This window comes from Polaromonas sp. P1_G1 (genome assembly GCF_056405595.1).
In genome coordinates, this window is the sequence record NZ_JBFUBU010000016.1 from 29,690 (window position 1) to 49,542 (window position 19,853).

Consider the following 19,853-nt stretch of genomic DNA (forward strand, 5'->3'; position numbering starts at 1 on the left):
AAAACTCAGTCCTGCTGCTTGGCGAACACATAACCCACGCCGCGCACGGTGAGTATGCGTTTGGGGTCCTTGGCGTCGGCCTCGATGGCGCTGCGGATTCGGCCCATGTGCACGTCGATGGAGCGGTCGAAGGCTTCGAGTTCGCGGCCGCGCACGGCTTCCATGATCTGGTCGCGGCTCAGCACGCGACCGGCGCGTTCGGCCAGCGCCACCAGCAGGTCGAACTGGTAGGAGGTGAGTTCGCAGGGGGTGCCCGACACCGAGACAGTGCGCGCATCGCGGTCGATTTCCAGCGAGCCGAAGCGCATGACCTTGTGGCTGCCGTTGGCCGCGGCATTGCCGGTTTCGCCGCCGCGGCGCAGCACGGCGCGTATGCGCGCCAGCAGCTCGCGGGGTTCAAAGGGCTTGGGCAGGTAGTCGTCGGCGCCGATTTCCAGGCCGACGATGCGGTCCATGGGGTCGCCCTTGGCGGTGAGCATCAGCACGGCAGTGTTGGCGGTTTCGCTGCCCTGGCCCTTGATGCGCCGGCACACTTCCAAGCCGTCCATGTCGGGCAGCATCAGGTCCAGGATGACCAGGTCGGGCGTGTTGCCCTCCAGTGCGGCCAGCCCGCTCGCGCCGTCGGCCGCGTGGGTGAAGCCATAGCCCGACTGGCGCAGGTACTCGCCCACCATGTTGGCCAGGCGGGCGTCGTCTTCGATCATCAGGAGTTGTTGGGTCATGGATGGGTCCTCGGTTGCAGGGTGTGTCCCCCGGGGTGGATCACAATGGGTTTATGCTGCGCCGCACGCAACAATCGCACTTGAAGCCATCGTAAAGTTACGGTAAACCGGGCGGCGGCCCACCAGCATACTCCGCCGCGCGTACGTCCGGTAGTTGTTTTGGAGCTATCGATTTGATAGCACTAGGTCGCTGTCCCTATTGGGATTTCGGGGTCTGCATCCGCGAGGCCAGCGCGACCAGTACCAGTACCGGCAGGCCCAGCAAGGCGGTCGCGGTGAAGAAATGGCTGTAACCGAAGGCATCCACGTATTTGCCCGAATAGCCGGCCAGGAACTTGGGCAACAGCAGCATCATGGAACTGAAAAGTGCGTACTGGGTAGCCGAGTAGTTGACGTTGGTCAGGCTGGAGAGGTAGGCGATGAAGGCCGCCGAGGCGATGCCGCTGGAGAGGTTGTCTGCCGAAATCACGAAGACCAGCGCATTGACGTCATGGCCGCGTGTGCCCAGCCAGGCGAACAGCAGGTTGCTGCCGGCGCTCAGCACAGCGCCCAGCATCAGCACGCGCATCACGCCCAGGCGCATGGCCATGGCACCGCCGATGAAGGCGCCCACCAGCGTCATGATGACGCCGTAGATTTTGGTGACGGCCGCCACTTCGTCCTTGGTGTAGCCCATGTCCACGTAAAACGGGTTGGCCATGATGCCCATGACAACGTCGCTGATGCGGTAGATGGCGATCAGCGCGAGGATCACGATGGCCTGCTTGCCGTAGCGCTTGAGGAACTCGGCGAAGGGCAGGTAAAAGGCATGGTCGAACCAGACGGCGGCCGGCACCAGCCGCGCGGGTAGCGCGACACGAATACCGGTTTTGGCCAGGCCGATGATGGCCAGCACGTAGATGAGCGCCGGCAACAGGTAGGCGCTGAGGGCCAGGTAGTAGCCCAGCAAGACCATGCCGGGTGCGATCAGCAGCAACAACACGAGGAGCGCGAGCGTCGCGAACAGCACCGCGCCATACAGGGGAATGCCGGTGGCGGCAAAGCGCGCGCGGGTCGCCGCGGTTTCAGCATCGCTTTCGGCGCGGGCGCGCTCGGCAGGCTCCGCTGAAAACAGCACGGTGATGATTCCCGGCAGCATGGAGAAGGCCATCACCAGGTAGGCGGCTTGCCACGCTCCAGGCTGGTAGGCCGCGGCGTTGGGGACTTCGGCGCGCGCGGCGATCCACAGCACGCCGGCGCCGGCCCAGATCATCGCGATGCGGTAGCCGGTCTGGTAGGCCGCCGCCAGCGCCGCCTGGCGTTTGGCATCCGCGGACTCGATGCGGAAGGCATCAAGCGCGATGTCTTGCGTCGCTGACGCAAACGCCACGGCCAGCGCGCACCACACCATGGGCTGCAGAGACAGCTTCGGGTCGTTCAGCGCCATGCCGCACAACGCGCCGATGATGGTGAACTGCGCCAGCAGCAACCAGCTGCGGCGGCGGCCCAGCAGGCGTGTGAGCACCGGTATCGGCAGGCGATCCACCAGCGGCGCCCACACCCATTTGAAGCCGTAGGCCAGGCCGATCCAGCTCAAAAACCCGATGGTGGTGCGGTCGATGCCCGCTTCGCGCAGCCAGAAGCTCAGCGTGCCGAAAACCAGCAACAGCGGCAGGCCCGCCGAGAACCCGAGCAGCAGCATGCGCAGCGTGGCGCGCTCGGCGTACACGCGCCAGACGCTGGCCCACGATACCGGTGCGGTGCTGGTGGATTCGGGGAGGGAGGAGGCGGCGCCCGGTGCCAGGGCGGATGAGGGGGTTTTGTCTGACATGGCCATTTCGATTTGTGACTATTATTCACCCATGTGCTTTTTATGCGACGCAAAACATTCCGCCTGGCCCGGCCGCCGGGCATTCCTGCTGGCTGCCGCCGGCACCGCGGCGACGGCTGCCACCCTGCCGCTGCGCGCGCAGGTGGATGTCGGGCCCTCATCCCAGCTGCGCAACCTCGTGCCCGCCGACGAGATTGAAACCGCCGCCACCCAGGAATACAGCAAGCTGCTTGCCGAGGCCCGCGCCAAGGGCGCGCTGGCGCCGCAAGGCAACGCGCAGCTGCAGCGGCTGCGCACCATCGCCGCGAAACTGGTGCCGCAGACCGCCCAATGGAACGACCGTGCCAAGCAGTGGCGCTGGGAAGTCAACCTGCTCGGCAGCAAGGAGATCAACGCGTTCTGCATGCCGGGCGGCAAGATCGCCTTCTATACCGGCATCCTCGACCAGCTCAAGCTGACCGACGACGAGGCGGCCATGATCATGGGCCATGAGATGGCCCACGCGCTACGCGAACACGCCCGCGCGCGCATCGCCAAAAGCCAGGGCACCGGCACACTGCTGTCGCTGGGCGCGCAACTGCTGGGTTGGGGCCAGATGGGCGACCTGGCCGCCAGCATAGGCACGCAGCTGCTGACGCTACGCTTCAGCCGCGAGGACGAAACCGACGCCGACCTGGTGGGCCTGGAACTGGCCGCGCGCGGCGGCTACAACCCGCAGGCGGCCGTCAGCCTCTGGGAAAAAATGGGGCAGGCCGGCGGCGGCGCCGGTGGCCCCAATTTTCTGTCCACCCATCCCTCGGGCCCCGAGCGCATCCAGCAGCTGCAGGCCAACGTGCCCAAGGTCCAGGGCTTGTATCAGCGCGCCCGCGGCTAAGCTGGCTGGCCGCCCCTGGTGCCTGGTTTGACGCAGCGCGCCGCATTCTTCTCGCGCGCCTGGTGGCGGTCCTTTCGCCCCGCGCGTACCCGCATCAACACACGCGAGCGCCTGCGCCTGGTGGCGGGTTCGCTGCTGGGAATTTTTCTGACGGGTTTGTTGTGCCACCTGGCAGGCCGGGTAGTGCCCGGCCTGCCCTGGCTGGTAGCGCCGCTGGGGGCCAGTGCGGTGCTTGTCTTTGCCGTGCCGGCGAGCCCGATGGCACAGCCCTGGCCCGTGGTGGGCGGCAACACGCTGTCGGCGCTGGCCGGCATCGCCGGGGTGCACGGGGTGCACCTGCTGGGCTCACCTGAACTGGCCGCGGCCCTGGCGGTGGCCACCGCCATCGCGCTGATGTTGGCTTTGCGTTGCCTGCACCCGCCGGGCGGCGCCACGGCGCTCATGATGGTGCTGGGCGGCATTTCCAGCCCGGTGTTCGCCTTTTATCCGGTGATGCTCAACTCGGTGCTGCTGGTGGCTGTCGGCATTCTCTACAACAACGCGACGCGCCGGGCCTACCCGCACACGCAGCTGCCGCCGCCGGGCGCAGTGCCTTCGGCCGAAGACCGGCAGCTCGACGCTGACCTGGACGCCGTGCTGGCGCGCTACAACCAGGTGCTGGACGTGAGCCGCGACGACCTCAAGGCCCTGCTGGCCGAAACCCGGCTGCGCGCCTACGAGCGCAAGCTGGCCGAGGTGCGCTGTGAAGACATCATGTCGCGCGACCTGGTGACGGTGGAGTTCGGCACGCCGCTGGAGGACGCCTGGGCCTTGCTGAGGGAACGCCGCATCAAGGCGTTGCCGGTGGTGGATCGCGGCTTTCGCATCGCCGGCATTATCACGGTCGCCGATTTCATGCGGGCCGCCGACCTGGACCTGTACGACGGCTTTGACGCCAAGCTCAGGCAGTTGGTGCGCAGCACGCGCAGCGTGTATTCGGAAAAGCCGGAGGTCGTGGGGCAGATCATGACCCGCAATGTGCGCGTGGCCGGCCGGCAGCGCCGGCTGGTGGAGCTGGTGCCGCTGTTCGGCAGCACGGGCCACCACCACATTCCCATCATCGGGGAGGGTGAGCGGCTGGTCGGAATTATTACCCAGTCGGATCTGGTCGCCGCACTGGGACGCGCCGCCGACCCGGCCGCCTGACACGCGGCTGGATGCTCCAAGCATGAGGTCAAAGGTACTCATGTGCGGGCGGATTTTTCGTATTCTTCGTTTCGAATAAAGCCATAAGACCTAGCAAGCAAGGCCGAGGCGGATTTCCCATCTGGTGGCGCATGCCGAATCAGCGTGGCGTGCGGTGACTACTCGTACTTGTCCTACGCTGTTTTTTGATACTTGCGCCTTAAGATGGGCCGCATGAGCCTTCCCTATCCTCCAGGACAAGCTGCCCTTTCCTCGCGGCCGCGGGGCATGGGTCCAGGGCGGGTGCCCTCCATCCCCAAGCCATGAAGAGCACCGACCCGGCCCTGCTCGCATTCCTGGAGGAGCAGCGCGCCGATTACACCCGTTCCCTGCCGCGCCGCCTGGAACAGGTCGGTCTGCTCTGGCAGCAAATCTTGAGGGGCGAGGACCTGGCCCAGGCCCTGCCAACCCTGGAGCGCCATGCGCACAGCCTGGCGGGCTCCGCGGCCACCTTCGGCTGGGCGGAACTCGGGCTGGCCGCGCAGGCGCTGGAGCTGGCCCTGGAACCTCATGTCGGCAAGGACCAGGCGCTGGCGCCCGAGGCTTGTGCCGAGCTCGGCAAGGCCGTCGAAGAACTGCAGCAGCGCTTTCACGGCGCAAGCTGACATCGCCCGAACGGATTGCCCATGCCTGCCTCCGCCGCCTTCCTGTCCAAGATCAAACTCGCGGTGGCGGCCGGCGTGGTGCTGATGACGGTGGTGGGCGCGGCGTCCTACCTGACCATCAGCCGCCTGCTTGAAACAGCCCAGTCCCGCGTGCGCACCGAAGACACGCTGGTGATGCTGGAGCGCGTGGATTCCAGCCTGCGGTCGACCGAATCAGCGCTGCGGCAGTATCTGCTGAGCGGCAACGCCGACGACCTGGAAGCCTTCCAGGCCGCCCGGGTTGAGCTGCGCGGCATCCGGGCCCGCACGCGCAGCGCCAATGTGCTCCAGGAGGCGGCGGAGTTCGACGAATTGATCAACCACCGCGCCCTGATCGCCAACCAGTCCATCGCGGCGCGCAAGGCGGCCGGCCCGGAAGCGGCGGCGGCCGTTCTCAGCAGCGACGCCAGCCGGCAATTGAGGCTGCGCACCAATGGCCTGCTGGAAAATGCGCGCAACCGCGAGGTCTACAGGTGGCGCGACGCGCAGGCCGTGGCCGAGCGCAGCGCCCAGTGGGCGCAGGGCTTCATCGTCGCCGGCAGCCTGCTGTTTTTCGCCATGCTGGGCTGGGTGGGCTATGTGGTCAAGCATTACGAGCAGGTGCGAAAACGCGGCGAGGCCCAGTTGCGCGACAGCGAGGCCATGAGCCGCAGCATCACCGAAGGCATGGTGGAGGCCGTGATCACCACCTCCTCCGACGATATCGTCCTGGAGGCCAATACCGCCGCTTTGCAGCTCTTTGGCTATGCGCGCGACGAACTGGTGGGGCGCGATGTTTCGGAACTGGTGCCGGAACGCCTGCGCCGCCAGTACAAGGAATTCACCGGCATGATGCGCGCGCGGCCTGAAGCCTTCCGGATCGCCGGGCGCGAGGTGCGCGCCCTGCGCAGGGACGGCAGCGAATTCCTGGTCAGCGTGTCCTTCGGCGACGTGGAGGTGGGCGGCAGGCGTCTGTTCACCGCCGTGATGCATGACATCACAGAAAGCAAACGCACCACCGAAGCCTTGCGGGCCAGCGAGTCGCAGCTGCGCCAGGTCACCGACACCGTGCCGGCCCTGATCGCCTATCTGGACACCGACCAGCGCTTTCGCTTCCACAACCGGGCCTATGAGGACAACTTCGGCCTGAGCTACGAGCAGATCGACGGAAAGCCGCTGGCCGACGTGCTGGGCCCGCAGGTCTATGAAACGGTGCGGGAAAAGGTGGATGAGGTCCTGAGCGGGCATATGGTGCGTTATGAGCGGACGCAGATCACGCCCCAGGGCGAGCGCAGGCACTACGCGATGCAGTACTTTCCGCGTTACGGCGAAGGCGCCAGCGCGGACAAGGTGATCGGCTTTTTCTCGCTGGGCACCGACATCACCGAGCTCAAGCGCATAGACCGCATGAAGACCGAGTTCGTCTCCACCGTCAGCCACGAGCTGCGCACGCCGCTGACTTCGATACGAGGCTCGCTGGGGCTGATTTCGGGCGGTGTGGCCGGCCAGTTGCCCGAAGCCGTCAAGAGCCTGGTGGGCATTGCGCAAAACAACTGCGAGCGCCTGATCCGGCTGATCAACGACATCCTGGACAGCGAAAAAATCGAGTCCGGCAAGCTGCGCCTGGACATGCAGGTGGTGGACCTCAAACAACTGGTGCAGCAGACGCTGGTCTCCAATGAGGGCTTTGCCAGCCAGCACGGCGTGAGTCTGGTGATGCGGGCGCCCGACACGGCGCTGCACGTGCGCATCGACAGTGATCGCATGACCCAGGTGCTGACCAACCTGCTGTCCAACGCCGTGAAGTTTTCGCCCAAGGGCAGCCCGGTGGAAGTCAGGCTCTCGCGCACGGGGCAAAAGGTGCGGACCGAGGTGGTCGACGTCGGTCCTGGCATTCCGGAGGAATTCAGCAGCCGCATCTTCCAGAAGTTCTCGCAGGCCGATTCGTCCGACACCCGCCAGAAAGGCGGAACCGGCCTGGGCTTGAATATTTCCCGCGCCCTGGTCGAAAAAATGGGCGGCACCATCGGCTTCTCCAGCAAGCTCGGTGCGGGCACGACCTTCTTTTTTGAAATGCCCGAATGGACCAACCCGGTGCCGCTGCTCAAGCCGCTGAGGCCGCCCGCGATTTCCTCGCGCCCGCGCATCCTGATCTGCGAAGGCGATCCCGACGTGGCCAAGCTGATCAGCATGATGCTGGGCAAGGCCGGCTTTGATTCCGACATGACCTTCAGCGCCGAGCAGGCGCTGGCCTGCCTGGCCTCCAATACCTACGATGCGGTGACGGTGGACCTCAAGCTCCCCGGCCAGAACGGCGTGTCCTTCATCGGCCAGCTGCGCGAGGACGAGGGGACGCGCAACCTGCCCGTCGTGGTCATCTCGGCCATGGCCGAGCAGGGCCAGCTGCAGTTCAACCGCAAGCCGCACACGGTGTCGGACTGGCTCAAAAAACCCATCGACGAAAACCTGCTGGTGCACAGCCTGCGCCGCGCCGTCGCCAGCCTGGACTCCGGCAAACCGCGCATCCTGCATGTGGAGGACGACCTGGACATCCAGCGCATCACCGCCGCCATCGCCCAGGACTTCGCAAGCTTTGAATTCGCCGCCACGCTGGACGAAGCCCGCGACCGCCTGCGCGAGCACCCCTTTGACCTGGTGCTGCTGGACCTGGCGCTGGGCAGCCATTCGGGCTGGGACCTGTTCGAGGACATCGACGCGCTGGACCCGCGCCCGCCGGTGATCGTGTTCTCGGCCGGCGACGTGGACCCGGCGGACGGCAGGCAGGCCGACGCTGTCCTGGTCAAGGCCCATACTTCAAACACCGAACTGCTCAATACAATCCAGCGAGTCCTGCAGATTCCCGGCGACCCGGGCCCCACCCGTTCCCCAACCTTGAACTGAACCATCATGACCACACCACTGAACCGCATCCTCTATGTTGAAGACGAGCCCGATATCCGCATGGTGGCGCAGATGGCGCTGCAAGCCGTGGGCGGCTTCACGGTGATCGCCTGCGCCTCCGGCCAGGAAGCGCTGGACGCCGCGCCGGGCGCCGGCGCCGACCTGCTGCTGCTGGACGTCATGATGCCCGGCATGGACGGGCCGACCACGCTCAAGGGCCTGCGCCAATTGCCGGCCACCGCCGACACCCCGGTGATCTTCATGACCGCCAAGGTGCAGGCCGCCGAGGTGGCGGTGTACAAGGGGCTGGGCGCGCTGGAGGTGATTCCCAAGCCCTTCGACCCGATGGAGCTCTCCACGCAGATCCAGCGGATCTGGGCACAGAGATAACGCCCCCACGGTCGCTCACTTCGTGTAGCTCCCTGCCCCCCGAGGGGGCCGCTGCGCCTGCGGTCTGGCAAAGCCAGTCCCGCGGCCCCGGCTGGGTTTAAGAGTTCAGTGGCGTAACCAGGGGGGTGTTGATTTCACCAGTGGGGGCCGAGGGTCCGGCTTTGCCGGCCCCAGGCGCCGCCCCCGGAGGGGGGAGCAGGCTACACGAAGTGAGCCTGAACGGGGGAGGTTGTCAGAGCTTGAACTCGTAGTCCACGCTCATGGGTGCGTGGTCTGAGAAGCGCTGGTCCTTGTAGATGTGTTCGCTGCGGGCCAGTGCCGCGAAGGCCGGCGTGGCCAGGTGGTAGTCCAGGCGCCAGCCCACGTTTTTCGCATAGGCCTGGCCGCGGTTGCTCCACCAGGTGTAGGCCGCGTCGGTCGCCGTGGGCTGCAGCTTGCGGTAGACGTCGACCATGCCGCCGCCTCTGACCGAGGGGCTGGTGCGTTCCGTCAGCTCATCTGCCGCTTCATTGGCGAGTTCCGCGTCGCGCAGCAATTCGGTCATCCAGGCTCGCTCCTCCGGCAGGAAGCCGCTGTTCTTCCGGTTGCCCTTGAAATTCTTCAGGTCGATTTCCTGGTGCGCGATGTTGACGTCGCCGCACAGCACGAAGTCGCGTGTCTCCTTCAGGGCCAGCAGGCGCGGGTAGAACTCGGCCAGGAAACGGAACTTGGCGGCCTGGCGTTCCTCGCCCGAGGAGCCGCTGGGAAAGTAGCAGCTGATGATGGAGAGCTTGGGGCTTTGCTTGCGGCCGGGCCTGTCGAAGCGCAGCTCCACATAGCGCCCTTCGGCGTCGAATTCGGTCGAGCCGTAGCCCACGATCACGTCGCTGGGTTCGTGGCGCGTATAGACGCCCACGCCGGAGTAGCCTTTTTTCTCGGCAAAATGAAAGTGGCCCTTGAGGCCGGCGATTTCCTCGAAGCGCCCGCTCATGTCGGCCGCCTGCGCCTTGAGCTCCTGCACGCAAATACAATCCGGCATGGACTGCAAAACCCAGTCCTGCAGGCCTTTGCTGGCTGCGGAGCGGATACCGTTGAGGTTGAGGCTGGTCAATTTAAACATGGGACTTCCAATGAGCACGGCAGGGCAACAACAGGACAACAGGGACGGGGCAGTTTCCGCGGACGGCGCGCTGGCACAGGAATTCGTGCAGTTCGCCGTGGAGGCGGGGGTGCTGCGCTTCGGGCAATTCAAGACCAAGGCCGGGCGCATGAGCCCGTATTTTTTCAACGCCGGCCTGTTCGACGACGGCGCCAAGCTGGGACGGCTGGCGCAATTCTATGCGCGCCACCTGCTGGCCGAGGAAAAGCGCACGGGCCTGGCTTTCGACATGATTTTCGGGCCGGCCTACAAGGGCATTCCGCTGGCCGCGGCGGTGGCCATCGAACTCGCGCGGCTGGGGCGCAACTACCCCTTCGCCTACAACCGCAAGGAAGCCAAGGATCACGGTGAAGGCGGCACGCTGGTCGGCGCGCCCGTCAAGGGCCGCGTGCTCATCATCGACGACGTGATGTCCGCCGGCACTGCGGCGCGCGAGTCTATCGCCATCATCCAGGCCGCGGGCGCCGTTCCCCACGCGGTGGCACTGGCCCTGGACCGCCAGGAGAAGGCCACGGAAAACGGCGTGGATGTGAGCCATAGTGCCGTGCAATATGTTACGAAACAGCTGGGCTTGCAGGTTTGCGCGATTGCGCGGCTGACCGACTTGCTGCAATATCTCTCCACACAAGGCGACGCGCCGGGCCCCAATGGTGCCGATGCGATGTCACTGAAAACGCACTACCAAGCCGTGCTGGCCTACCGGGACCGCTACGGCGTGGATTAAGGAGTCGATTTGCTCTTGCGAACAGCACTTACGGTCATCGCGATGTCAGCCGCTTTTGCGGCGAACCATGCCGCGGCCCAGAACATCTACACCTGTGTCGACGGCAAAGGCCGCAAGCTCACGGCCGACCGTCCCATCGCCGAGTGCACGGACCGCACGCAGCAGGAACTGAACCGCTCGGGTACGGTCAGGCGCGTGGTGGGCCCTTCCCTGACCGCGCAGGAGCGCGCGGTGCAGGAAGAAAAGGACAAGCTTGCCGCCGAAGCGCGTGCTCGCGAGGCCGAGGACAAGCGCCGGGACCGCGCCCTGCTGCTGCGTTACCCCAACCGTGCCGTGCACGACCAGGAGCGCGTCACCGCGCTGGCCCAGGTCGACGAAGTCATCAAGGCTTCCAACAAGCGGACGGCGGAACTGGCTGAGCAGCGCAAGGTCATCCAAGCCGAACTCGAGTTCTACGCCAAAGACCCCAGCAAGGTGCCGCCTTCGCTCAAGCGCAAGCTCGAGGAAAACGACCACAGCTCGGCGGTGCAGAAAAAGTTCATCCAGGACCAGGAACAGGAGAAAAAGCGTGTGAACCAGCGCTTTGACGAAGAACTGGCCAAGCTCAAGCAGGTGTGGGCCATGAGAGAAGCCCCCGCGGGCTCGGCGCCCACGGCCAAAAACTGAGCAGCCGGGCGGGCCGCCCGGCTTTATCTCAAACCATCAGCCCAGTTTTTTCTTCAGCAACTCGTTGACCTGCGCCGGGTTGGCCTTGCCCTTGGTGGCTTTCATGGCCTGGCCGACCAGCGCGTTCATGGCCTTGGCGTTGCCGGCTTTGACCTCTTCCACATTCTTGGCGTTGGCGGCCAGCACGTCGTCGATGATCTTTTCCAGTTCGCCGGTGTCGCTCATCTGCTTGAGACCCTTGGCCTCGATGAGAGCGTCAACGTCCGAGCCTTCACCGGTCCACAGCGCATCGAACACCTGTTTCGCGGCGTTGTTGGAGATCGTGCCGTCGGCGATGCGGCCTATCAGTGCGGCCAACTGACCAGCGCTGACGGTCGACGCCTCGATCGATTTTTCCTCGATGTTCAGGCGCCGCGACAGCTCGCCCATGACCCAGTTGCTGGCCAGCTTGGCTTGCTGGCTGGCCTCGGCCACCGCCTCAAAAAACGCGGCGGTCGCCTTGCTTTGCGTGAGTTGGCCGGCGTCGTATTCGGGCAACCCGTAGTCCTTGACGAAACGCGCCGCCATCACGCGCGGCAGCTCGGACATTTCCGAACGTGTTTTTTCCACCCAGTCGCGCGCGATCACCAGCGGCGGCAAATCGGGGTCGGGGAAATAGCGGTAGTCGGCCGCATCTTCCTTTTCCCGCATGGATTCTGTTTTGCCGGTGGCTGAATCGAACAGCACGGTGGCCTGCCTGATGGCCCTGCCGCTTTCAATTTCCTCAATCTGCCAGCGCAACTCGTAGTCGATGGCCTGCTGCATGAACTTGAAGCTGTTCAGGTTCTTGATTTCGCGTCGCGTGCCCAACGGCTCGCCCGGCTTGCGCACCGACACGTTGGCGTCGCAGCGGAAGCTGCCTTCCTGCATGTTGCCGTCGCAGATGCCGATCCAGGTGACGATCTTGTGCAGCTCTTTGGCATAGGCCACGGCCTCGGCCGTGGAGCGCATGTCGGGCTCGGTCACGATCTCCAGCAGCGGCGTGCCGGCGCGGTTCAGGTCTATGCCGCTCATGCCGATGAAATCCTCGTGCAGCGACTTGCCGGCGTCTTCTTCGAGGTGGGCGCGCACCAGGCGCACCGAGCGTTTTTCCCCGTCCAGGAAAAACTCGACCGTGCCGCCTTGCACCACGGGGATTTCGAACTGGCTGATCTGGTAGCCCTTGGGTAGGTCGGGGTAAAAATAATTTTTACGCGCGAACACGCTGTGCTCGGCGATGTGCGCGTTGACGGCCAGGCCGAACTCGATGGCGCGTTGCACCGCGGCCTTGTTCATCACCGGTAGCGCGCCGGGCAGGGCGAAGTCCACGGCGGAGGCCTGCGTGTTCGGCTCGGCGCCGAAAGCGGTGGAGGCGCGGCTGAAAATTTTCGATTGTGTGGTGAGCTGCGTGTGGGTCTCAAAGCCGATGATGACTTCGTAGCCCTGCACCAGCGGCCCCGTGGGGCGGCCGGCCTGCATTTCGGCGAAGGGGTTGACGGTGGGTTGGGTCTGGCTCATGTCAAATCACTTAAAGGCTTGGGGGTTGGCGCAGATGCCAGTCGGTCGCCAACTGGAACTGGTGGGCCGCGCCCAGCAGTTGCGCTTCCTTGAAGTAGTTGCCGATCAACTGCAGGCCCACGGGCATGCCGCCGGCGCCGAATCCCGCCGGCACGCTCATGCCGGGCAGGCCGGCGAGGCTGGACGACAGGGTGTAGATGTCGGCCAGGTAGTTGGCCACCGGGTCGTCGGATTTCTCGCCGATCTTCCAGGCGACGGTGGGCGACACCGGGCCGGCAATGATGTCGCACTGCGTGAAGGCGGTCTGGAAATCCTGCGCGATCAGGCGGCGGATTTTCTGCGCCTTGAGGTAGTAGGCGTCGTAGTAGCCGTGCGACAGCACATAGGTGCCGATCATGATGCGGCGCGTGGCCTCGTCGCCGAAGCCTTCGCTGCGCGACTTCTTGTACATGTCGTCGAGGTTGGTGTAGTGCGCCGCGCGGTGCCCGTAGCGCACACCGTCGAAACGGCTCAGGTTGCTGCTGGCCTCGGCCGGCGCGATGACGTAATACACCGGGATCGACAGCTCGGTCAGCGGCAGGCTCACGTCCACCAGCGTGGCGCCCAGCTTTTCGTATTCAGCCAGCGCGCCGCGCACGGCGGCCAGCACGTCGGGCGCGCAGCCGGCGCCGAAGAATTGCGTGGGCAGGCCTATGCGCAGGCCCTTGAGCGGCTTGTCGCCGGCGGTGGCGGGGCGCGCGGCGAGCAGGTCCGCCGCGTAGTCGGTGGCGGGCAGGTCCAGCGAGGTCGAATCGCGATCCGGGTCGGGCCCGGCCATAGCCGACAGCAGCAGCGCGCAATCAAGCGCGCTGCGCGCCATCGGGCCGGCCTGGTCCAGGCTGGAGGCGAAGGCCACCATGCCGTAGCGCGAGCAGCGGCCGTAAGTGGGCTTGATGCCGGTGATGCCGGTCAGTGAGGCCGGCTGGCGTATCGAGCCACCGGTGTCGGTGCCGGTGGCGGCGGGCACCAGGCGCGCCGCCACGGCGGCGGCCGAGCCGCCCGAGGAGCCGCCGGGAATGCGGCTGCTGTCCCAGGGATTCTTCACGGGCTTGTAGGCACTGTTGTCATTGCCCGAACCCATGGCGAATTCATCGCAGTTGAGCTTGCCCAGCGTGACCATGCCGGCGCCCTGCGGCCCCAGCTTGCTCACCACCGTGGCGTCAAACGGGCTGCGGTAATTTTCCAGGATCTTCGAGCCGGCCGTCGTGGGGAAGTCGCGTGTGACGAACACGTCCTTGTGCGCCAGCGGCACGCCCAGCAGCGGCGTGCGTTCGCCGGCGGCCAGGCGTGCGTCGGCGGCCCTGGCCTGCACCAGCGAGACGTCCGCGTCGGTGGCCAGGAAGGCGCCCAGGTTTTCGTGCTGGATGCGGGCCAGGAAATGCTGCGTGGCTTCCACGCTGGAGACTTCGCGCGCGGCCAGTTTCGCGGCCAGCTGCGCGACGCCCAGGTCGTGCAGGGCGGTGTTGTTCGTGGCCGTGCTCATTCGATCACCTTGGGGACGAGAAACAGGCCCATTTCCACGGCGGGCGCGCTCACCTGGCTGGCCTCGCGCTGGTTGGGTTCGCTGGCGACGTCCTCGCGCAGGCGCAGGGCGACTTCGCCGATCACGGCCGCCGGATGGGCCAGCGGCTCCACTCCGTCGGTATTGATGGCTTCCATCTGCTCGACCAAGGCGAAAAAGCCGTTGAGTTGGGCCAGGGTGTGCTCGGTTTCGTCGGGACGCAATTCCAGCCGCGCCAGGTTGGCGACGCGGGCGATGTCTTGGGGTGTCAATGCCATGGGATAGGGGTGAAGGAAATACAGGAAAAATAAACCAGAAAACAGGGGCTGAAACGAGGTGTAAAGCTGAAAAAACGGGCCTGCTAAAGCTATTGATCTATAGGGGATGCGTTATTATCCCGCCTTTGGTGTGAAATCAGGGTTGGATGCGGGCTTTAGGTGCTTTTTAGGTGCCAGAAGCAGATTTCAGAGCGCCTCTGGCCCAACTTCCCCATAATTGCTGATCAATAAAAAGGCGATGGAGCAACGAAGTTCGCTCATGCCCCAACTGGACCCCTGCATATGTTTGAAGCATTCCGTCGGTATTTTTCCACCGACCTGGCCATTGACCTTGGCACCGCCAACACCCTGATTTTCGTACGCGACCGCGGCATTGTGCTCGATGAGCCCTCCGTCGTCGCCATCCGCCACGAAGGCGGCCCCCAAGGCAAGAAGACCATCCAGGCCGTCGGCCATGAAGCCAAGGCCATGCTCGGCAAGGTGCCCGGCAACATCGAAGCCATCCGCCCGATGAAGGACGGCGTGATCGCCGACTTCACCGTGACCGAGCAGATGCTCAAGCARTTCATCAAGATGGTGCACCCSCGYRGCSTGYTCAAGCCCAGCCCKCGCATCATCATCTGCGTGCCCTGCGGCTCCACCCAGGTCGAGCGGCGCGCGATCCGCGAAAGCGCCCTGGGCGCCGGCGCCAGCGACGTCTACCTGATTGAAGAGCCGATGGCTGCCGCGATCGGCGCCGGCCTGCCGGTGTCGGAGGCCAGCGGCTCCATGGTCGTCGACATCGGCGGCGGCACCACCGAAGTCGGCGTGATCTCSCTGGGCGGCATGGTCTACAAGGGCAGCGTGCGCGTCGGCGGTGACCGCTTCGACGAAGCCATCATCAACTACATCCGCCGCAACTACGGCATGCTGATCGGCGAACCGACGGCCGAGGCCATCAAGAAGAGCATAGGCTCGGCTTTCCCCGGCTCCGAAGTCAAGGAAATGGAAGTCAAGGGCCGCAACCTCTCCGAAGGCGTGCCGCGCAGCTTCACGATTTCCAGCAACGAAATCCTCGAAGCCCTGACCGACCCGCTTAACAACATCGTCAGCGCCGTGAAGAACGCGCTCGAGCAGACTCCCCCCGAACTGGGCGCGGACATCGCCGAGCGCGGCATGATGCTGACCGGCGGCGGCGCCTTGCTGCGCGACCTGGACCGCCTGCTGGCCGAGGAAACCGGCCTGCCTGTGCTGGTGGCCGAAGACCCGCTGACCTGCGTCGTGCGCGGTTGCGGCATCGCGCTGGAGCGCATGGATCGCCTGGGTTCCATCTTCACTTCGGAATAAGCGCAACGCCGTATCTCATGCCGCGCGCCGGCGTGAAGCGGGGCCAGCTTGACAGCGAACCATGCCCTTAGGAACCCTTGACAGATCCCCGCCGCCCTTTTTCAAGCAGGGGCCGTCGGCGCTGTCCAAGCTGATGTTCTTCAGCGCCTTGTCGTTGTTCCTGATGGTCGCTGACACCCGTTTTCGCATCACCCAGCCGGTGCGCGCCGTGCTGGCCACCGCGCTGTACCCGGTGCAATGGCTGGCGCTGCAGCCGGTGCGCGCCGTCCGCGGCAGCGGCGAGTACTTCACCACCCTGAACCAGGCCAAAACCGCCAGCGACGAAGCCGGCAAGAAGCTGGCGCTTCAATCGCTGCGCGCCGGCCAGGTCGAGCAGCTCCTCCAGGAAAACAACCGCCTGCGCAAGCTGCTGGGCCTGCGCGAGCAGCTCAACACACCGGTCATGGCCGCCGAGGTGCTGTATGACGCGGCCGACCCCTACACGCGCAAGGTGATCATCGACAAAGGCATGGCGCAGGGCGTGGACCTGGGCTCGCCGGTGCTGGACGAGTCCGGCGTGCTGGGGCAGGTCACGCGCGTACACCCCCTGGTCAGCGAAGTCACCCTGCTGGTGGACCGCGACCTGGCCATTCCCGTGCTCAACGTGCGCACCGGCGCGCGCAGCGTGGCCTATGGCGACCCCACGGTTTCCGGCAGCGGCCTGGAGCTGCGTTTCATGGGCAGCAATTCGGACGTGCAGCAGGGCGACCTGCTGACCACCAGCGGCGTGGACGGCGTCTACCCGGCCGGCCTGCCGGTGGCCAAGATCAGCCGCATCGAGCGGCGCGCCGAGTCGGCTTTCGCCAAGATTTTCTGCACGCCGCAAGCGCTGGTGACCGGCGCGCGGCACGTCATGGTGGTCAAGCCCGGCACGGGCCTGATCCCGCCGCGGCCCGAGCCCGACGCGCCTGAAGCCGCGCCCAAGAAGAAAGGGGCCGCTAAATGATCATGCGCTCCGGCCAGCAGCTGCTGCTGCCCGCCAACCCGGTGTTCATCTGGTGCAGCCTCATCGCGGCGCTGCTGCTGGACATGCTGCCCCTGGGCCGCGTGCCCTGGATGCCCGACTTCCTGGCGCTGGTGCTGGTGTTCTGGAACGTGCACCAGCCGCTGCGTGTGGGCATAGGCGTGGCCTTCATGTTCGGCCTGGGCATGGACGTGCACCAGTCCTCGCTGCTGGGCCAGCATGCGCTGTCGTACACGGCGCTGAGCTTTTTCGCCACCATGATCCACCGCCGCCTGCTCTGGTTCACCGTGCCTTCGCAGGCCCTGCAGGTGCTGCCGCTGTTCGCCATGGCACATGGCGTGGAGCTCGTGATCCGCATGATAGGCGGCGGAATTTTCCCCGGATGGGTCATGCTGCTGGCGCCCTTGATCGAGGCGCTGCTGTGGCCCGTCGTCAGTGTGCTGCTGCTGGTGCCGCAGCGGCGAGCGCCCGACCCTGATCAGAACAGACCACTGTAGATATGGCCCCCACGGTCGCTCACTTCGCGTGCTCCCGAGGCCTTGCAGGCCGCGGCTCGCGGGACGCTTCGCCTCTGTCGCCCGTCCAAGCCTGCGCAGGCAGGCTTGGAGCCGCGGGCTCCAGCCCCTCGGGGGCCGCTGCGCCTGCGGTCTGGCAAAGCCAGTCCCGCGGCCCCTGCTGGCCTGGGCGGCTCGCTTCGCATCGCCTTTGCTGTTCCGGGGTTAATCGCGCGTCTTGCGGGCACTTTGTGGCGGTTGTAGAGTCGCATCACCATGACTGAACTGCGGAATGTTGAAGCGGATTTGTCGCGGTTCCGCGCGCGGGTGCTGGTGGCCAGCTTGGTGGTGTTGTGCGCGTTTGCCTTGCTGGCGGCGCGGCTGGTGTACCTGCAGGTGTATCGCCACGCCGACCTGAACGAGCAGGCCGAGAGCAACCGCACGGCCATCGTGCCCATCGTGCCGAATCGCGGCCTGATCCTGGACCGCAACGGCATCGTGCTGGCGACCAACTATTCGGCCTACACGCTGGAGATCACGCCGTCCAAGGTCGCGAACCTCGAGGAAACCATTGCCGCGCTGGAAAAGGTGGTCGATATCCAGCTGCGCGACAAGCGGCGCTTCAAGCGCCTGCGCGAGGAGTCCAAGAATTTCGAGTCCCTGCCCATACGCACCCGGCTGACGGACGAGGAAGTGGCGCGTTTCGCGGCGCAGCGCTTTCGCTTTCCCGGCGTCGACATCAAGGCCAGGCTGTTTCGCAGCTATCCCTACGGCGAACTCGGCAGCCATGTGGTCGGCTACATAGGCCGCATCAACCAGGCCGAGAAGGAAAACATCGAGGGCAGCGACGACGAGGGCAACTACCGCGGCACCGACTACATCGGCAAGCTCGGTGTCGAGCAAAGCTTCGAGCAGCAGCTGCACGGCACCACCGGCGTCGAACAGGTGGAGACCTCGGCCGGCGGGCGCGCCGTGCGCAAGCTGGCCAGCAACCCGGCCACGCCCGGCAACACGGTGATGCTGTCGCTCGATATCCGCCTGCAGAAGCTGGTGGAAGACATGTTCGGCGACCGGCGCGGCGCGCTGGTGGCGCTGGACCCGAAAACCGGCGACGTGCTGGCTTTTGTCAGCAAGCCGACCTTCGATCCCAACCTCTTCGTCGACGGCATAGACACCGAGAGCTGGCAGGCGCTCAACGAGTCCATCGACAAGCCGCTGCTCAACCGCGCGCTGCGCGGCACCTACCCGCCGGGCTCGACCTACAAGCCCTTCATGGCCATGGCCGCGCTGCAGACCGGCAAGCGCTCGCCGACCTTCATCGTCAACGACAACGCTTCCTGGACCTTCGGCGGCCACACCTTCCGCAGCCACGGCGACATCGCGCTGGGCGCGGTCGACATGTACCGGTCCATCGTCAAGTCCAGCAATGTGTATTACTACTCGCTGGCCAATGAGCTCGGTGTGGACGCCATGCACGACTTCATGAAGCCGCTGGGCTTCGGCCAGATCACGGGTATCGACATCAACGGCGAGGTGCGCGGCGTGCTGCCCAGCCAGGAATGGAAGCGCAAGGCCTACAAGCGGCCCGAGCAGCAAAGGTGGTATCCCGGCGAAACGATTTCCCTGGGCATAGGGCAGGGCTACAACACCTTCACCATGCTGCAGCTGGCGCAGGCCACGGCGGCGCTGGCCAACGGCGGCGTCAAGCACAAGCCGCGCCTGGTCATCGGCACGCAGGACCCAGTCACGCGGGTGATGCACCCGCTGCAGGCCAGCCCGCCCGAGGACCTTGGCTACAAGCCGGAGAACGTGGCCATCGTGCGTAAGGCGCTGGTCGGTGTCACGCAGGAGGGCACCTCGGCGCGGGTGTTTGCCGGCGCGGGCTACCTCTCGGGCGGCAAGACCGGCACCGCCCAGGCGGTCACCATAGGCCAGAAAGACAAGTACAACGGCGCCAAGATGGAAGAGCACCAGCGCGACCATGCGGTGTACATGGCCTTCGCGCCGGCCGAAGATCCCAAGATCGCGCTGGCCGTGATCGTGGAAAACGCCGGCTGGGGCGCCGGCGTGGCCGCGCCCATCGCGCGCCGGGTATTTGACTACGTGCTGCTGGGCCAGTACCCCAGCGAAGAAGACATGGTGGCGGTGCAAAAAGGCCTGGCCGCCGCGCCCGTCGGCAAGCCGCGCCAGGCGGCCGAGATGGCCAGCCTGCTTTCAGCCCCGACCTCCGGGCCCACCACCGCCGCCGCAGCGGCGGCCGCCAAGGCCAAGGCGGCGGCCATCGCCGAAGCGCTCAGCAAGCTGGTCCCGCCCATGGCTGCGGCCGGCATCAATCCCGACTGAGCCCTGGCTCTCCCCTGGAAAACGACAGGCATAAAAAAAGCGCTGGGGTTACCAGCGCTTTTTGCAGCAGGGCATCTTGTGGAATGCCTTGCTGCCTATGTGTACTTCTAATGGCTCTCTCGTGTCTCCTCGGCTCCTCGCGTTGCGAGCAGCAAGGCTCGTCAGCAAGTCGTCCAATGTAGCCCGCGCACTGACATAGTGCATTGGGGGTTTCCCGCCCCCGGATTCCGCGGATGGGCGGCTGCGGCCCCTGGTGCGGCG

Annotated in this window: 17 protein-coding genes; 11 read left to right on the forward strand and 6 right to left on the reverse strand. The window is 65.6% G+C overall.

The window, feature by feature from the left end:
- Nucleotides 1–5 precede the first annotated feature (5 nt).
- Both AC1D1Y_RS10175 and AC1D1Y_RS10180 read right to left on the reverse strand, forming a co-directional pair.
- A complete protein-coding gene (locus AC1D1Y_RS10175; RefSeq protein WP_477654335.1) occupies nt 6–722 on the reverse strand; it encodes a response regulator in 717 nt (238 codons plus the stop codon).
- Nucleotides 723–918: 196 nt separating this feature from the next.
- Nucleotides 919–2,538: an AmpG family muropeptide MFS transporter gene (locus AC1D1Y_RS10180; RefSeq protein WP_477682234.1), complete on the reverse strand. Its 1,620-nt coding sequence runs from the start codon at nt 2,536–2,538 to the stop codon at nt 919–921.
- 25 nt (nt 2,539–2,563) lie between these two features.
- Between AC1D1Y_RS10180 and AC1D1Y_RS10185 the strand changes: the two genes are divergently transcribed.
- The 5 genes from AC1D1Y_RS10185 (at nt 2,564) to AC1D1Y_RS10205 (ending at nt 8,544) form a co-directional block, all read left to right on the forward strand.
- Nucleotides 2,564–3,406, forward strand: a complete 843-nt coding sequence (locus AC1D1Y_RS10185; protein ID WP_477654333.1) for a M48 family metallopeptidase — start codon at nt 2,564–2,566, stop codon at nt 3,404–3,406.
- Between the two features lie 27 nt (nt 3,407–3,433).
- A complete protein-coding gene (locus AC1D1Y_RS10190; RefSeq protein ID WP_477682279.1) occupies nt 3,434–4,591 on the forward strand; it encodes an HPP family protein in 1,158 nt (385 codons plus the stop codon).
- Between the two features lie 302 nt (nt 4,592–4,893).
- A complete protein-coding gene (locus AC1D1Y_RS10195; RefSeq protein WP_477682235.1) occupies nt 4,894–5,235 on the forward strand; it encodes an Hpt domain-containing protein in 342 nt (113 codons plus the stop codon).
- Between the two features lie 21 nt (nt 5,236–5,256).
- Complete coding sequence (locus AC1D1Y_RS10200; RefSeq protein WP_477682236.1) at nt 5,257–8,154, forward strand: PAS domain S-box protein; 2,898 nt, start codon at nt 5,257–5,259, stop codon at nt 8,152–8,154.
- A 6-nt stretch (nt 8,155–8,160) separates the two neighbouring features.
- Nucleotides 8,161–8,544 (forward strand): response regulator, encoded by a 384-nt coding sequence (locus tag AC1D1Y_RS10205; RefSeq protein ID WP_477654330.1) that lies wholly within the window; start codon nt 8,161–8,163, stop codon nt 8,542–8,544.
- 232 nt (nt 8,545–8,776) lie between these two features.
- Here AC1D1Y_RS10205 and AC1D1Y_RS10210 read toward each other — a convergent pair whose 3' ends face one another.
- Nucleotides 8,777–9,643, reverse strand: a complete 867-nt coding sequence (locus tag AC1D1Y_RS10210) for an exodeoxyribonuclease III (RefSeq protein ID WP_477682237.1) — start codon at nt 9,641–9,643, stop codon at nt 8,777–8,779.
- 10 nt (nt 9,644–9,653) lie between these two features.
- On the opposite strand from AC1D1Y_RS10210, the gene pyrE reads away from it, so the two are divergent.
- Both pyrE and AC1D1Y_RS10220 read left to right on the forward strand, forming a co-directional pair.
- Complete coding sequence (gene pyrE, locus AC1D1Y_RS10215; protein ID WP_477682280.1) at nt 9,654–10,406, forward strand: orotate phosphoribosyltransferase; 753 nt, start codon at nt 9,654–9,656, stop codon at nt 10,404–10,406.
- Between the two features lie 9 nt (nt 10,407–10,415).
- The gene (locus AC1D1Y_RS10220) at nt 10,416–11,072 is read left to right on the forward strand and encodes a DUF4124 domain-containing protein (protein ID WP_477682238.1); all 657 of its coding nucleotides are present in this window, start codon (nt 10,416–10,418) and stop codon (nt 11,070–11,072) included.
- A gap of 36 nt (nt 11,073–11,108) precedes the next feature.
- On the opposite strand, the gene gatB is transcribed toward AC1D1Y_RS10220, so the two are convergent.
- From gatB to gatC, 3 genes are read right to left on the reverse strand one after another with little or no spacing between them, the layout of a single operon-like run.
- Nucleotides 11,109–12,569, reverse strand: coding sequence for an Asp-tRNA(Asn)/Glu-tRNA(Gln) amidotransferase subunit GatB (gene gatB / locus AC1D1Y_RS10225; protein ID WP_477682281.1), 1,461 nt, complete (start codon nt 12,567–12,569; stop codon nt 11,109–11,111).
- 49 nt (nt 12,570–12,618) lie between these two features.
- Nucleotides 12,619–14,130, reverse strand: a complete 1,512-nt coding sequence (gene gatA / locus AC1D1Y_RS10230) for an Asp-tRNA(Asn)/Glu-tRNA(Gln) amidotransferase subunit GatA (RefSeq protein WP_477682239.1) — start codon at nt 14,128–14,130, stop codon at nt 12,619–12,621.
- On the reverse strand, nt 14,127–14,426 hold the full coding sequence (gene gatC / locus AC1D1Y_RS10235; RefSeq protein ID WP_477682240.1) for an Asp-tRNA(Asn)/Glu-tRNA(Gln) amidotransferase subunit GatC: 300 nt from the start codon (nt 14,424–14,426) through the stop codon (nt 14,127–14,129). Before gatC ends, gatA begins: the two co-directional genes overlap by 4 nt.
- A 282-nt stretch (nt 14,427–14,708) precedes the next feature.
- Here gatC and AC1D1Y_RS10240 point away from each other — a divergent pair, with 282 nt between their 5' ends.
- The 4 genes from AC1D1Y_RS10240 to mrdA all read left to right on the forward strand — a co-directional run bounded on the left by AC1D1Y_RS10240 (nt 14,709) and on the right by mrdA (nt 19,592).
- Nucleotides 14,709–15,752, forward strand: coding sequence for a rod shape-determining protein (locus AC1D1Y_RS10240; protein WP_477682241.1), 1,044 nt, complete (start codon nt 14,709–14,711; stop codon nt 15,750–15,752).
- A 61-nt stretch (nt 15,753–15,813) separates the two neighbouring features.
- Nucleotides 15,814–16,737, forward strand: coding sequence for a rod shape-determining protein MreC (mreC, locus tag AC1D1Y_RS10245; protein ID WP_477654324.1), 924 nt, complete (start codon nt 15,814–15,816; stop codon nt 16,735–16,737).
- The gene (gene mreD / locus AC1D1Y_RS10250) at nt 16,734–17,252 is read left to right on the forward strand and encodes a rod shape-determining protein MreD (RefSeq protein WP_436155764.1); all 519 of its coding nucleotides are present in this window, start codon (nt 16,734–16,736) and stop codon (nt 17,250–17,252) included. The genes mreC and mreD overlap by 4 nt, the downstream gene beginning before the upstream one ends.
- A 273-nt stretch (nt 17,253–17,525) precedes the next feature.
- Nucleotides 17,526–19,592: a penicillin-binding protein 2 gene (gene mrdA, locus AC1D1Y_RS10255; protein WP_477682242.1), complete on the forward strand. Its 2,067-nt coding sequence runs from the start codon at nt 17,526–17,528 to the stop codon at nt 19,590–19,592.
- Nucleotides 19,593–19,853: the final 261 nt, after the last annotated feature.